Genomic DNA, 12,872 nt, shown 5'->3' with positions numbered 1-12,872 from the left:
TCGGTGCGTGCATCCCCGACGACCCTGCAAGCTCTACGGAGTCCCCGGCTTCTCCTGACAGAAGTGCTTGCCGGCATCGTCACGACCCTCGCCCTCATCCCCGAGGTGATCTCGTTCTCGGTCATCGCGGGCGTCGATCCGAAGGTGAGTCTGATCGCCTCGGTTGTGCTGGCGATCTCGATGTCGATCCTCGGCGGTCGCCCGGCGATGATCACCGCCGCGGCCGGTGCCGTCGCTCTCGTCGTCGCACCGCTCGTGCGCGAGCATGGTGTGGAGTACCTGCTGCCGACCGTGATTCTCGCGGGGATCGTGCAGATCCTCTTCGGGGTGACCGGGTTGGCGCGCCTGCTGCGGTTCATTCCGCGCTCGGTCATGCTCGGCTTCGTCAATGCTCTGGGCATCCTGATCTTCGCCGCACAGATCCCGCATCTGCTTGACGTGCCGTGGCTCGTCTATCCGCTCTTCGCGCTGACGATCCTGATCGTGCTGGGCCTTCCGCGTCTGACGACCGCGGTTCCGGCGCCCCTCGTGGCGATCGTCGCGGTGACGGCGATCACGCTCATCGCGCATCTGAGCGTACCGTCGGTGGGAGACCAGGGTGCGGTCGCCGGCGGTCTTCCCGGGATCACTCCCCTGCTCGTGCCGCTGAATCTCGAGACGCTCGGGATCATCGGACCGACCGCCCTCAGCGTCGCCTTCGTCGGGCTGCTGGAGACCCTCCTGACGGCAAAGCTCGTCGACGACATCACCGACACGAAGTCACACAAAGGACGCGAGTCGTGGGCGCTGGGCGTATCGAACATCTTCGCGGGCCTTTGGGGCGGCATCGCCGGCTGCGCCATGATCGGCCAGACCGTCGTCAACGTGAAGCTCGGACGTGCGCGCACCCGCATCTCGACGTTCGTCGCGGGCGCCTTCCTGCTTCTTCTCGTGACCGTGCTGAGCGATGTGATGGAGCAGATCCCGATGATCGCGCTCGCCGCGGTGATGATGGTGGTCGCGATCAAGACAATCAACCTGCACAGCGTGCGTCCATCGACCCTGAAGCGGATGCCCCTGTCGGAGACGGCCGTGATGGTCGTGACGATCGTCGTGGTCGTGACGACGAGCAACCTCGCGATCGGCGTCGGAGTCGGCGTGGTCCTCGCGATGGTGCTGTTCGCGCGGCGCGTCGCGCATGTCGTCACGGTGTCACGTGCGGTGGATGAGGATGCGGCCTCGTACACCGTGCGCGGGCCGCTGTTCTTCGGCAGCAGCAACGATCTCGTCGAGCAGTTCTCCTATGCCGACGACCCCGCCTCGGTGACGATCGACCTCTCTGCCGCGCAGATCTGGGACGCCTCCACCGTTGCCGCTCTCGACTCCGTGCAGGCGAAGTATGCGGAGCACGGGATCGAGGTACAGGTCACCGGATTGGATGAGCGGTCGACGCAGTTTCACGGGCGCTTGACCGGAAAGCTGGAGTAGAGCGCGCAGATCTCACCGTGCGTCAGCGTGGCGTACAGCGGCGCGCCGTGTCGTCACGCCCAGCTTGCGATAGATCGAGCGGATGTGCGTCTTCACCGTCGGGTAGGCGATGTGCAGCTCCGTCGCGATCTCCTCGGCCGTTCGGTCTGTGCGCAGCTGCGCAAGAACCTCTCGCTCCCGCGAGGTCAGGACACCGGAGACACTCTGCGCAACCTGGTCTCGGCGAGCGAAGATCACGCGCAGCAACTGGTCGTGTCGCGAGCCGCCGGTTGCGTGCGCCGTGAGAAGGTCGCCGACCAGGGCTCCGGGGATCAGGAAGGGAGCGAGGATCTGATCTTCCGCGGCCTCCTCGAGCGCGCGATCCAGTTGCTCATGCGCGTGGGGGCCATTTCCGGACGCGGCGCTCAGCGCGGCAGAGGTCACCAGCGCACTGATCCGCGCATATCGAGGAAGCTCCGTCGCCGTCGCCAGACGAAGCGCCTGTCCCGCGAGGTCGAACTCTTCCAGACGTTCGTAGAGCGCGGCGAGAAGGGCGTGGGCAACTGGTGCGCCGGGGCGCGCCAAGGCACCGGCACCGACCTTTCGAGCCACGTCGTCGTGCCCCTCCACGTGCGCGAGCCAGGCTGCCACGACCGCGCGAAGAGTCCCCCAGTGAACCCCGTGCTTGTCTTCCGTGCTGACTCCCCGCAGCAGCTGCGCGGCATCGCGATACTGCTCATCACGCTGCAGCGCGATCAGACTCATGACGAGATAGAGCCGCGCCTGCGCTTCGAAGTTGGTCCCCGGACTCCCGACGGCGACGGCCGGTCGCAGATGAGCGATCGCCCCTTCGAAGTCGCCTCGCCAGAACGCGATCGCCCCCCTGTTGGACTGCGGCAGCCCTCCTTCGAACTGGTCCCAGTCCGTCGCCGGCGCGGCCACGGGGAGCGTCCGCAGAATCCGCTCGGCCTCCGCAAAGGCACCGGCATGAGTCAGGGCGAACGCGAGATTCGACTGCGCAAGGCGGAGCACCTCGTCGCGTGACTGCAGGCGCGCCTCTTCGCTGGCCGAGCGGAGGAGCGAGATCGCACGGGAGAGATTCCGCCGCAGCCGCACCTCAGCCCAGCCCAGCAGGAAGAGCGCAGATGGGTAGTCCTCTTCCGGGCCGCATCGAGTCAGGGCCTCGTGCGCTTCATCGGCGATGGCGGACTTCGTCGACGAATCGGGAGCCAGGAGCAGGTTGGTGAAGCAGACGACGAAGTCATCGGCTGCTAGACGCAGGCCCTGCCCTCGAAGGAAGGCGGCTCCGTGCGGGTCGCCCGCGAGATCTCGGCAGCAGGCGCGGATCAGAAGCAGATGCGGATCGTGCTGGTCGGGGAAGGCGACGCACAGCTGTTCGAGTTCACTGGTTCTGGACTCCAGAATGAGTCGCAACCAGTTCTGACGGAGAAGCCGCGCCGCGCTCTCTGTCTCACCCGATGCGAGCTCCCGACGGGCGGCCTCGATCATGGTTCACAGAATAGCCCTCTCGCGGGATCGTCCAGCGAGCTGAACGCGGAAAGCCGGGCTCATCGTTCTCATCCGAGAAGGATGAGGGCGACGCTGCCGCCGCTCCCCGCGCGCGAGCATGGCTTCGATGAGAACGATGCTCCCCGGCGTGACCCGCCGCAACGTCGGCCGCGAGCTGCTCGCAGGCGTGACGCTGATCGCGATCGCGATCCCCCTGAACATCGGCTATGCGCAGATCGCGGGACTTCCCGCGACCGCGGGACTGTATGCGCTGGTTGTGCCGACGCTGGTGTGGGCGCTGCTGGCGTCGTCCCGCCAGCTCGTCGTGACGGCGGATGCGGCGGCGGCATCGCTCGTGGCGTCATCGATCGGCGGGCTCGCCATCGCAGGTTCTCAGAACTACGCCACGATGGCGCTGGCGCAGGCCATCATCTGCGGCGTCGTCTTCCTGCTCATGTCGGTGTTCCGGCTCGGATTCCTCGCGAACTTCCTGTCGAAGCCGATCCTGGTCGGATTCGTCGGCGGGCTCTCCGTGGACATCGCCGTCTCACAGGTCGCCAAGATGCTCGGCATCCACATCGACTCGGGTGCCGAGTTCGGCGAGAAGCTCACCGAGCTTCTGAGTGGCCTCCACGCAGCGAACCCCTGGTCGCTGCTGATCTCGGCGGCGGCGGTCACGATCCTCATGTTCGGACGCAGGCTGGCGCCTGTCGTCCCGTGGGCGCTCGTCGTCATGGTCGCCGCGACCGTGGCGGTATCGCTCACGCACGCGAACGACGCGGGAGTGCAGGTCCTGGGTGAGATTCCCGCAGGCCCTCCGGCCCTGGCATGGCCGGTCCTGGCCTGGGAGCAGTGGTTCGCGCTCGTTCCGTCGGCGCTGGCGTTGGCGATGGTGGCATCCGCAGAAGGGCTCCTGGTCGCGCGTTCCTATGCCGAAAGGCACCGCTACCCGACGCGACCTGATCGTGACCTGCTCGCGCTGGGCGCCGCGAGCATCGCAGCTGGTGCGAGTGGATCCTTCGCACTGGGGGCATCCACGAGCCGCACCGCAGCGATGGATCAGGCGGGCTCCCGCACGCAACTGCCCTCGATCGTGCTCGCGATCGGCACGCTGGTCCTCCTGCTCTTCGGAACCCAGCTGCTGACCGGAATCCCCTCGCCCGCGATCGGCGCGATCATCGCCGTCGCGATCGTGCCATTGTTCGGATTCTCGGAGTTCCGAGCACTGTGGCGGGTGTCCCGATTCGAATTCTGCGTCGGTGCGGCCTGCTTCGCCGTCACGCTGCTGATCGGCGCGATCGCCGGCATTCTCGTGGCATTCGTTCTCGCTCTGATCAACCTCGCTCGTCATGCCGCGAACCCCGCAATCGACGTGCTCGCCGAAGACGGCGACCCGTCCGATTCCCTCCTGGACGAGGCGCCGATGGGGCATCTCACGGCTCCGGGTCTGATCGTCGTGCGGATGGCCGCACCGCTGTTCTTCGCGAACGGTTCGGTCTTCACGCAGGCCGTGAAGACAGCGATCACGTCGGCGGGAGGCGCAGGGACCGTGCGCAACCTCGTGATCGACATGGAAGCCGTCACAGATGTCGATGTCACCGGCGCGGAGGCCTTCGAGCAGCTGCGGGCGTGGTTGAGCGCCGTGAACATCGCACTCGCCTTCTGCCGGGTTCGCGCGGAAGCTCGACCTCGGCTTGAACGATTCGCTGTCGTACACCCCGATGACAGCGTCTACTCCACGAATCGTGCTGCCGTGTCCGCGTTGTCACCAGCGGAAGACCTCCACAAACCAGGGAAAGCGTGAAATGCTCCTTACTGTCATCGGCGAGATTCTGCCGCTCACCCTCGCACTGGCCATCAGCCCCCTGGCGATCATCTCGGTGATCCTGATGCTCTTGTCGCCGAATCCCGGTCGCACTGGCCTCGGCTTTCTCATCGGGTGGACACTGGGCATCGCGATTCCTCTCGCCCTCTTCGTGTTCGTCGCAGGGGCGCTCCCGCCGCGCGATACGTCCGGCGGCCCCGATCCGGTGCGGGCTGTTGTGCAGTTCACGCTCGCAGCACTGCTTCTGTTGCTGGCGTTTGCCCAGTGGCGCAAGAGGCCGAAAGCTGGCGAGACTCCGACACTGCCCAAATGGATGTCGGCAATCGACTCGTTCACGCTCCCCCGCGCGCTCGGTCTCGGTCTCGTGCTCTCTGGCCCCCGCCCTAAGAACCTTCTCGTCGCCGCGAGCGCAGGCGTGACCATCGGCGGTGCTGGCATGTCTCTCTCAGCGGAGAGCCTCGCCGCAGCCGTGTTCGTCGCGTGCGCGGTATCAACCGTGCTGATACCGATCATCGCGTTCTTCATCGCCAGCGAACGGCTCCGCGAGCCGCTCGAAACTCTGCGCCGCTGGCTTGTTCGCGAGAACACGGTCATCACGGTCGTGCTGCTCGTCGCTATCGGCGTGCTCATGTTCGGAAAGGGTCTCGGCTCCCTCTGAGCTGGGGTCTGTCGCGGCGAACTCATCATCTCCCACTGAAAGTAAGGAAACACACATGCAGTTCTGGGATGTTCTCATCTGGATGCTCTGGGCGGTCGTCTTCATCGGCTATCTCTTCGCCCTTTTCGCGATCATCAGCGATCTGTTCCGCGATCACACACTCAACGGCTGGTGGAAGGCGCTCTGGATTGTCTTTCTGCTCTTCCTACCGCTTGTCACCGCTCTCGTCTATCTCATCGCCCGTGGAACGGGGATGGCCGCTCGAAGCGCCCAGGCCGCTCACGACGCAGAGGAGGCGACGTCCTCCTACATCCGGCAGGTTGCGGGCAGGAGCCCCAGCGACGAGATCGCTGCGGCCGCGGCACTCCTGGAGGCCGGATCGATCGACGAAGCCGAGTTCTCACGTCTGAAGGCGAAGGCGCTCGCATGACAGAGGCAGTCCGCGACGAGGGTTTTGGGCCTGTCGACCTCTACCTGGTCGGCCTTCCCGGAGAACTGCCGGACCCCGCGTCCATGTCAGAGCTGGTGGCCCTCGTCGACGAGGGGACATTCCGTCTGCTCGATCTCGTGCTGGTTTCCCGTGAGGAGGACGGAAGAACGACCTTCTTGGAGGCCGCCGAGCTCACCGGATTCGATCTCGATCAGCTCGGTGCGACCGGCATCGTCGGACATGACGACATCGTCGACCTCGCCGCCGTCATGCCGCATGGTACGTCAGCCCTTGTCATCGCCGTCGAGCTCCTGCATCACCGCGAACTCGCCCGACGAGCCGCGCTGTCAGGCGCCACGCTGCTCGACTTTGAACGGATCCCTGCCCCGGTCGTGAACGCGCTCGCCGCTTCCCTGTCCCCCGATTCGGAGTACTGACATGCCATACTTCCCGAGAATGGGCCGCCCCGGCCTGATCGGCCTCGCCGCACGCACCGCCGTCGTGGCCGGAACCGCGACCGCCGTGAGCGGTGGCATCATGGCTCATCGCCAGCGCAAGGCGCTCGCCGAATCCGAAGCCGCGCAGTATGAGGCGGCGCAACGACAGATGGCCGCGCCGACAGAGATCGCGCGCTCCGCGTCGGCTTCCGAGGCTCCCGCCGACCTCGCGTCCGCGCTGCAGAGCCTCGGCGACCTCCACACACAGGGGCTCCTGGACGACACCGAGTTCGCCGCCGCGAAAAGGCGACTTCTCGGCTGACGCTCCGGTGCGACCGTCGACGCCACACCACCTTCGAAAGGAACCTCGAAATGACTGCTATCCCCGTCAATGTTCAGAACTTCACCCGCGCAGAGTCGGATCTCATGTTCTCTCGTCTCTGCGCAGGTGTCGGTGTCGGCGCGTGGAACCACACGTACGAGCTCAAGCCGCTCGATGACCAGCCGATCATCCGACAGAATCGCGACACGCTCTACAGCAGCGCGATCGTCGATGTCCGCGACGGTGTGACGATCACGCTGCCGGATGTCGGCGACCGGTACATCTCGGTCTGGGTGATCAACCAAGACCACTACGGTCCGGTGATCCTGCGGACCCCCGGTGCCCACACGCTCAGCCGCGACACGGTGGGGACCGACTACGCCGCGCTGATCGTGCGCATCCTCGTTGACCCGCAGGATCCCGCGGATGTCGCCCAGGTGAACCGTCTGCAGGACTCCCTCGTTCTTGAAGGGGGCGGCACCGGTGCGTATCCGCTGCCCGAGTACGACGAGCGCTCCCAGAACGAGACCCGCGACGCGATCCTGACGCTTGCTCGTGGCGTGGCGAAGTACGACCATTCCTTCGGCACGGTGTCCGAGGTCGATCCGATCATGCACCTGATGGGAACCGCGTCCGGGTGGGGCGGGCTCCCGGAGTACGAGGCGACCTACATCAGTCTCGATGAGAATCTGCCCGCGGCCGAGTACGCGCTCCGCCTCGCAGACGTGCCTGTCGATGCGTTCTGGTCGGTGTCGCTGTACAACGCCGCTGGCTACTTCGAGGAGAACGCCCTGGGGGTGAACAGCATCAACAGCCTGACGGCGAGCACGGAGCCCGACGGAGCAGTGACCATCCGATTCGGGGTGCACCTCGACGGCGTCGCGAACGCGCTGCCCATCATGCCGGGGTGGAACTACGTGCTGCGCCTTTACCGACCGCGTGCTGAAGTGCTCGACGGCACGTGGACGCCGCCGCGTCCAGAGGCGCTCTGACGTGCCGTCAGGCCATACTCGAATCAGTTCTCCCCCTCCGGCCGCGGCAATTCAGGCCTCAAGACGAAACGGACACAGCATGGATCGCACCGAGACCCGACGAAAGCCGATCGCCAGTGCCCCCAACCTGCGCGATCTCGGAGGACTGCCGACGGCTGAGGGTCTCACCAACCCCGGTGTCGTCTTTCGCTCAGCGACGCTCTCCTCCCTGGCGGATGCCGATGTGCCGCAGTTCTCCGCACTCGGCATCCGCACGGTCTATGACCTGCGCACGTCCGCGGAGGCGCAGGCCGCGCCGGACAGGCTTCCTGAAGGGACACGGCTGGTCGCCCTTGATGTGCTCTCGGACAGCTCACTGAGCGTTGCCGCGAGCCTGGGCGAACTCTCCACCAACCCGCGGGCGTTCGCGGCAGCGCTCGGCGGAGGGAAAGCAGAGCAGCTTTTCGAAGACACCTACCGCGACCTGGTACGCCTGCCCTCGGCACTTCACAGCTACCGGAGCTTCTACCTGGATCTGACGGACGAGACACGAGAAGGCGCGGCGCTCTTCCACTGCACGACGGGCAAGGACCGCACGGGATGGGCAGCCGCATCCCTGCTCCTGCTCCTGGGTGTGGACGAGAGCGATGTGTACGCGGACTACCTGCAGACGAACACCGATCTGCTGCCCGCGCTGGAACCGCTGCTGCGCCAGATCGAGGAGCAGGGCGTCGACCGCGAACTCCTGATGCCGGTCGTCGGAGTCCGCGAGAGCTACCTCGCCGCGGCGCTCGATCAGATGCGCTCGCAATTCGGCACGATCGAGGACTACGCGACGAAGGGGCTCGGGCTGACTTCCACGGATCTGGGACGCCTGCGCGCACTGTTCTTCTGAGCGTTCCCGTATTTCTCGGGTCATGCCGGATCGTGCAGCGAGGTCGCGGACCTAGTTCTTGTTGTGGCCGAGGGATCTGGAGAGCAACACGCTCTTCCAGTACGTCTCGCGGTCGATCACATGCTGGTCGTCGGTTCGCATCGACCAGAACTCCAACAGGGCGAACCGCATGTGATTGCGGAAGTACTCCTCTCCCGTGGCAGCCAGGTGCGCTTGGAGCCCGACGTTGCCGCCGTGGAGAGTGAGAGCGTAGTTCGACCAGCGTTGCCAGATCCCGGTGTCGCCATACGCAGATCCCACGTAAGGTTCGCCGGTTTCGGCGTCATGGATGACATAGACGCCCTTCATGTGCTCCAGGGCGATCCGCCAGTCTGGTCGGCCTTGCCTCACGATCGCCTGGATCTCAGCGAGCGAGTGATTGATGCGGTCGTGCCCAGGGAACGGATCCCCACCGAAGGGCTCCTCCGCGATCATCGCCACAGTCATGTCATTGAGGCACGCCTCCATGTTTCGGCGGCGGTTGCGGCCGGTGAGGGCAACCCGCACATAGAGCCTCTTCATGTACGGGCCCATGAGGTCCTCGCGAAGAGCTACGTCGTAGGAATGCTGCCGCGGCTCGGGACGACGGCCCACTACTTCCCAGATGCCACCGAACAGCCACAATGTCGGGTCATGTTTGTCCTGTGCAAGCGCGAAGATGAATCGCCGGTTGAAGTCGTCATTGACATTGCGCCACGTGTTCCAGCGCTGCCACAGCTCAGGATCGTTGCCGAGAGCGTCGACCGGATGGGACTCACCATTGAACACCGCGAAATGAAGCTTGCACGTGAGCGGGTCGAAGTCCGGCGGCAGCAGCGTTGCAAGCGAGATCGGGCGCATGGTCAAACGCTACTCGTGGAGGCGAGGAGGTGTGGTTTCTGCCGCGATTCAGCCGGCAACGTCACGACGGAACTTGTGCGTCAACGCGACACCGCGGTGGAACTGAAAGAGGCTCGGAACCTCGCGACTTCCGCGTGATTCCGAGCCTCCCGATGGTCGGGCTGACAGGATTTGAACCTGCGACCCCTTGACCCCCAGTCAAGTGCGCTACCAAGCTGCGCCACAGCCCGCCACCTGAGCGTTTCCGTTCAGGCAACTCCCCCATCCTAGCCGCACTCTGAGCCGCGCGCGAACTGAGCACCCCGGGCGCGTCTGTTGCCGATGTCGGATGCTGCGCGTAGCGTTCCGGCATGGTCACGATCACGACAAGACCTGCGACGACCGAGCGCTGGGCTGACGTGCAGCATGCCCTCACGGGTGGCGGCGACGGTGCCTCCTGCCAGTGCGCGTGGCTGACGCTGCGCGCCAAGGACTGGAACAACACCACCAAGGAGGAGCGCACGGCGCTGCTGCGCGACGAGATCGCCGCAGGCCCGCCTCCGGGTCTCATCGCCTACGTCGACGGCGAGGCGGCAGGGTGGGTGCGTGTCGGGCCGCGCACGAGCCAGGCGCGCCTCGCGCACACCCGTGCGATCGCGACGGCCACCATCGAGCCTCTCGACGATGACGCCGTCTGGGCCATCACCTGCTTCGTCGTGCGCCGCGAACACCGCGGTCAGGGCATCACCGCAAAGCTCATGCACGATGCCGTCGCCTTTGCGCGAGACGCGGGTGCTCGGCTGATCGAGGGCTACCCCGTCGACACCACCACCGGCAAGCACGCGTCGAACAACCTGTTCCACGGCACCCTGAGCACCTTCCGCGCGGCTGGTTTCGAGCAGCGCGCCGCGCTCAAGCCGGGCCGCCCGCTCGTCGCTCTCGAACTCACCCCGACTGCCGCTAACGTGGCGGTATGAGCGACGCTTCTCCTGTCATCGACGACCCCCAGCTCGGCACGTTCACACGCGCGACATCCGAGCTCACCGACGGCACCGTCCTCACTCACGACTGGTACGCGCAGACCTACGCGACAGACACCGGCGAGATCGAGCTCATGCTCGAAGGAACCGAACCGGATGCCGCGCGAGGGCTCATCCCCCAGCTCGGCGCGACAATCGACAGGCTCGACGAACTGGTCCGTGCGGCAACGGATGCCATCGTCACCAGATTCAGCACGAGCGAGCCCCCGGCACACGAACTCGACGAAGCCGCCGACGACCTCACTCTAGAAGCGATCGAAGCCACCACAGAAGGCATCATCGTGCTGCACTTCGTCGACACCTGCGGCGAGCACTTCCCCGAGGGATACTGGCCCGCCGCGCACCTCGACGACACGGGTGCGGTCATCAACGTCACCGTGGAGTCCTGAACGGATGCCACAACGCACCCCGCTCGCCTGGTCGTTCCTCCCCTTTATCGTCGCGTCCGTCTTCCACGTGGTCGCGCTCGGCCTGGAGAGCCCGCTTGCCGGGCCCAGCAAGCTCGTGCTCATGCCCCTCCTCGCCGTCCCGGTGATCCTCAGCCTGCGGCGATTGCGCACGCTCGCCGCCACGCTCCTGCTGCTCGCGCTGCTCTTCTCGTGGCTTGGAGACGGTGCGGGCGCCTTCTTCCCCGGCGGTCCTACGCTGCCCCTGATGCTGCTGTTCTTCGGCCTCGCTCACATCGCCTACATAGTGCTCTTCGCTCGCCACCTCACCCGCCGAAAGGTGCCGTGGTGGGCGCTGGTCTACGCCGTGTGGTGGATCGGCATGATCGCCTTCCTCGGCCCGCACACCGGTTCGCTCTTCTTCGGCGTCGCCGGCTATGGCATCGTACTCGCGGGCACCGCCGTCTTCGCCGCGCGCTGCACTCCGGTCATCGCGACAGGCGGCGCCTTCTTCCTCGCCAGCGACACGATCCTCGCCTTCCGACTCTTCCTTCCCGGTATGCCCGACTGGACAAGCCCCGCCGTCATGCTCACCTACACGCTCGGTCAGGGCTTGATCATCGCCGGCGCACTGCTCGTTCTTCGTCGGACGGAGCAGCGATGACGGATGCCACTGCGCGCACGTCTGCGCGCATCGACAGCTGGCTCTGGGCCGTCCGCATCTACAAGACGCGCTCCGCGGCGACGACCGCCTGCCGCGCGGGTCACGTCCGTCTCAACGGAGAGAAGGTCAAAGCAGCGCAGTCGGTGAAGATCGGGGACGAGCTGCGGATCCGCATCGCAGGGTTCGACCGACACCTGGTCGTCCGACAGATCCTGGTGAAGCGCGTCGGCGCGCCGCTGGCCGCCACAGCCTACGACGACCGCACGCCGCCGCGCGAACCGCAGGCGGCCCTGGGCGTCCGCGACCGCGGCGCCGGCCGCCCCACCAAGCGCGAGCGTCGCGACATCGACAAGCTCCGTGGCCGCGACAGCGATCCCGGCCCCTTCGACTGAGCCGGTACACGCCGGCAAAGCGCGCGAGCGCTGCGCTCAGTCGTCCAGCTGCGCGAGCAACCACCCAGCAGAAACGACCTGTGCTCCCGCGTCCGCAGCGCGCGCAGCAAGACCCCGGTCACTCGTCACAACGACGACCTCGCGGCCGGTGCCGACCAGCGCACGCGCCTCGTCGACGATCGCGTCATCGCCTTCACCCGCAGCGGCCACAACACGCAGCGATGCGTCACCCGACGGCTGGTCCGACGCGATCGCACGCGCTTGACCTTCGACGACGAGAAGCGTCTCCGGGTACCACCGCACGTCCTCGCCGCTTCCGCCCCAGGTCGCCCCGAAGCCGCGATCGTCCAGCGCGTCGCTGATCTTGTCACGCAGACGTTCTGCCGCTCCCGCGCGGTCTTTCCACCATCCGTCCGGCACGGATCCCACGACGTTGGCCGCATCGATCACAAGCGCGGGGCGCACATCCAGCAGCGCGCGAAGCGAAGGCCAGCTCGCCGCGAACCCCGGGTGCAACGGCAGCGCATCCACTGCCTCCACCGGCACCCACTCCAGCGCCACACTCTCCGGATCGCTGATCACCGGATCGAAGGGCGTGCGCACATCAGCGACGACCGTCGCGTACGACCAGTACCCGAGATCGAGAACACTCTCCAACCGAGGAACGACCGCACCGTCCGGCACCCCGGCTTCCTCCTGCGATTCGCGAAGCGCGCCGTCCAGCGCGCTCTCGCCCTCATGGCGCGCGCCGCCGGGCAGCGCCCAGGTGCCGCCGAAGTGGCTCCAGCTCACGCGGTGCTGCAGCAGCACTCCCCGCGCCGGATCGACCGCCAGAAGCCCGGCTGCGCCGTACCGCCCCCAGTACCGCTCGCCCGTCGGCGCGATCACCCACGCGTCACCGCTGTCGCGCGGACCATCCGGGCGCCGCGGTTCACCAGGAGCAGGGGGAAGAATCGTCACCCCTTCAGCTTTTCACACCCCACGCCGACGCAGGACGCAGGGAGAAACGAGAAGAGAGCCGCGGCAGACGCCACGGCTC

15 protein-coding genes and 1 tRNA gene are annotated in these 12,872 nt (G+C 66.3%); 12 read left to right on the top strand and 4 right to left on the bottom strand.

The annotated features are described in order from the left end of the window. Positions 1 to 3 precede the first annotated feature (3 nt). Entirely contained in the window at positions 4 to 1,467 is a 1,464-nt protein-coding gene (locus tag AC1REM_RS10080) for a SulP family inorganic anion transporter (RefSeq protein ID WP_492514527.1), read from the top strand. A gap of 12 nt (positions 1,468 to 1,479) precedes the next feature. On the opposite strand, the gene AC1REM_RS10075 is transcribed toward AC1REM_RS10080, so the two are convergent. Continuing rightward, positions 1,480 to 2,955 (bottom strand): LuxR C-terminal-related transcriptional regulator, encoded by a 1,476-nt coding sequence (locus AC1REM_RS10075; RefSeq protein WP_492514526.1) that lies wholly within the window; start codon positions 2,953 to 2,955, stop codon positions 1,480 to 1,482. Positions 2,956 to 3,082: 127 nt separating this feature from the next. On the opposite strand from AC1REM_RS10075, the gene AC1REM_RS10070 reads away from it, so the two are divergent. The 7 genes from AC1REM_RS10070 (at position 3,083) to AC1REM_RS10040 (ending at position 8,493) form a co-directional block, all read left to right on the top strand. Further along, positions 3,083 to 4,759 (top strand): SulP family inorganic anion transporter, encoded by a 1,677-nt coding sequence (locus AC1REM_RS10070; RefSeq protein ID WP_492514525.1) that lies wholly within the window; start codon positions 3,083 to 3,085, stop codon positions 4,757 to 4,759. Position 4,760: 1 nt separating this feature from the next. After that, positions 4,761 to 5,438, top strand: coding sequence for a GAP family protein (locus tag AC1REM_RS10065; RefSeq protein ID WP_492514524.1), 678 nt, complete (start codon positions 4,761 to 4,763; stop codon positions 5,436 to 5,438). A gap of 55 nt (positions 5,439 to 5,493) precedes the next feature. Continuing rightward, positions 5,494 to 5,868, top strand: coding sequence for a PLDc N-terminal domain-containing protein (locus tag AC1REM_RS10060; protein WP_492514523.1), 375 nt, complete (start codon positions 5,494 to 5,496; stop codon positions 5,866 to 5,868). Continuing rightward, positions 5,865 to 6,305, top strand: coding sequence for a DUF6325 family protein (locus AC1REM_RS10055; protein WP_492514522.1), 441 nt, complete (start codon positions 5,865 to 5,867; stop codon positions 6,303 to 6,305). Before AC1REM_RS10060 ends, AC1REM_RS10055 begins: the two co-directional genes overlap by 4 nt. A gap of 19 nt (positions 6,306 to 6,324) precedes the next feature. Beyond that, complete coding sequence (locus tag AC1REM_RS10050; RefSeq protein WP_492514521.1) at positions 6,325 to 6,627, top strand: SHOCT domain-containing protein; 303 nt, start codon at positions 6,325 to 6,327, stop codon at positions 6,625 to 6,627. 50 nt (positions 6,628 to 6,677) lie between these two features. Then, positions 6,678 to 7,619: a DUF1214 domain-containing protein gene (locus AC1REM_RS10045; protein WP_492514520.1), complete on the top strand. Its 942-nt coding sequence runs from the start codon at positions 6,678 to 6,680 to the stop codon at positions 7,617 to 7,619. Between the two features lie 79 nt (positions 7,620 to 7,698). Continuing rightward, the gene (locus AC1REM_RS10040; RefSeq protein ID WP_492514519.1) at positions 7,699 to 8,493 is read left to right on the top strand and encodes a tyrosine-protein phosphatase; all 795 of its coding nucleotides are present in this window, start codon (positions 7,699 to 7,701) and stop codon (positions 8,491 to 8,493) included. Positions 8,494 to 8,544: 51 nt separating this feature from the next. Here the strand turns inward: AC1REM_RS10040 and AC1REM_RS10035 are convergent, their stop codons facing one another. Together AC1REM_RS10035 and AC1REM_RS10030 are read right to left on the bottom strand one after the other, a co-directional pair. After that, on the bottom strand, positions 8,545 to 9,372 hold the full coding sequence (locus AC1REM_RS10035) for a GIY-YIG nuclease family protein (protein ID WP_492514518.1): 828 nt from the start codon (positions 9,370 to 9,372) through the stop codon (positions 8,545 to 8,547). A 153-nt stretch (positions 9,373 to 9,525) separates the two neighbouring features. After that, positions 9,526 to 9,602: transfer RNA gene (locus tag AC1REM_RS10030), tRNA-Pro, on the bottom strand. Positions 9,603 to 9,722: 120 nt separating this feature from the next. Between AC1REM_RS10030 and AC1REM_RS10025 the strand changes: the two genes are divergently transcribed. From AC1REM_RS10025 to AC1REM_RS10010, 4 genes are read left to right on the top strand one after another with little or no spacing between them, the layout of a single operon-like run. Next, positions 9,723 to 10,328, top strand: coding sequence for a GNAT family N-acetyltransferase (locus tag AC1REM_RS10025; protein ID WP_492514517.1), 606 nt, complete (start codon positions 9,723 to 9,725; stop codon positions 10,326 to 10,328). Beyond that, positions 10,325 to 10,780, top strand: coding sequence for a hypothetical protein (locus tag AC1REM_RS10020; protein WP_492514516.1), 456 nt, complete (start codon positions 10,325 to 10,327; stop codon positions 10,778 to 10,780). The genes AC1REM_RS10025 and AC1REM_RS10020 overlap by 4 nt, the downstream gene beginning before the upstream one ends. Before the next feature lie 4 nt (positions 10,781 to 10,784). Next, positions 10,785 to 11,441: a lysoplasmalogenase family protein gene (locus AC1REM_RS10015; RefSeq protein ID WP_492514515.1), complete on the top strand. Its 657-nt coding sequence runs from the start codon at positions 10,785 to 10,787 to the stop codon at positions 11,439 to 11,441. After that, the gene (locus tag AC1REM_RS10010) at positions 11,438 to 11,833 is read left to right on the top strand and encodes an RNA-binding S4 domain-containing protein (protein ID WP_492514514.1); all 396 of its coding nucleotides are present in this window, start codon (positions 11,438 to 11,440) and stop codon (positions 11,831 to 11,833) included. Before AC1REM_RS10015 ends, AC1REM_RS10010 begins: the two co-directional genes overlap by 4 nt. Positions 11,834 to 11,869: 36 nt before the next feature. On the opposite strand, the gene AC1REM_RS10005 is transcribed toward AC1REM_RS10010, so the two are convergent. Beyond that, positions 11,870 to 12,793, bottom strand: coding sequence for an NUDIX domain-containing protein (locus AC1REM_RS10005; RefSeq protein WP_492514513.1), 924 nt, complete (start codon positions 12,791 to 12,793; stop codon positions 11,870 to 11,872). Between the last annotated feature and the right edge of the window lie 79 nt (positions 12,794 to 12,872).

The sequence above is a fragment of the Microbacterium sp. GW823-FHT02G05 genome, assembly GCF_058797175.1.
This window is presented reverse-complemented; position numbering and strand designations above follow the sequence as displayed.

Excerpts from the sequence above, each read along its gene's own strand:
- AC1REM_RS10075 (WP_492514526.1), bottom strand. The coding sequence starts at position 2,955 with ATGATCGAGGCCGCCCGTCGGGAGCTCGCATCGGGTGAGACAGAGAGC.
- AC1REM_RS10070 (WP_492514525.1), top strand. The coding sequence starts at position 3,083 with ATGAGAACGATGCTCCCCGGCGTGACCCGCCGCAACGTCGGCCGCGAG.
- AC1REM_RS10065 (WP_492514524.1), top strand. The coding sequence starts at position 4,761 with ATGCTCCTTACTGTCATCGGCGAGATTCTGCCGCTCACCCTCGCACTG.
- AC1REM_RS10060 (WP_492514523.1), top strand. The coding sequence starts at position 5,494 with ATGCAGTTCTGGGATGTTCTCATCTGGATGCTCTGGGCGGTCGTCTTC.
- AC1REM_RS10055 (WP_492514522.1), top strand. The coding sequence starts at position 5,865 with ATGACAGAGGCAGTCCGCGACGAGGGTTTTGGGCCTGTCGACCTCTAC.
- AC1REM_RS10050 (WP_492514521.1), top strand. The coding sequence starts at position 6,325 with ATGGGCCGCCCCGGCCTGATCGGCCTCGCCGCACGCACCGCCGTCGTG.
- AC1REM_RS10045 (WP_492514520.1), top strand. The coding sequence starts at position 6,678 with ATGACTGCTATCCCCGTCAATGTTCAGAACTTCACCCGCGCAGAGTCG.
- AC1REM_RS10040 (WP_492514519.1), top strand. The coding sequence starts at position 7,699 with ATGGATCGCACCGAGACCCGACGAAAGCCGATCGCCAGTGCCCCCAAC.
- AC1REM_RS10035 (WP_492514518.1), bottom strand. The coding sequence starts at position 9,372 with ATGCGCCCGATCTCGCTTGCAACGCTGCTGCCGCCGGACTTCGACCCG.
- AC1REM_RS10025 (WP_492514517.1), top strand. The coding sequence starts at position 9,723 with ATGGTCACGATCACGACAAGACCTGCGACGACCGAGCGCTGGGCTGAC.
- AC1REM_RS10020 (WP_492514516.1), top strand. The coding sequence starts at position 10,325 with ATGAGCGACGCTTCTCCTGTCATCGACGACCCCCAGCTCGGCACGTTC.
- AC1REM_RS10015 (WP_492514515.1), top strand. The coding sequence starts at position 10,785 with ATGCCACAACGCACCCCGCTCGCCTGGTCGTTCCTCCCCTTTATCGTC.
- AC1REM_RS10010 (WP_492514514.1), top strand. The coding sequence starts at position 11,438 with ATGACGGATGCCACTGCGCGCACGTCTGCGCGCATCGACAGCTGGCTC.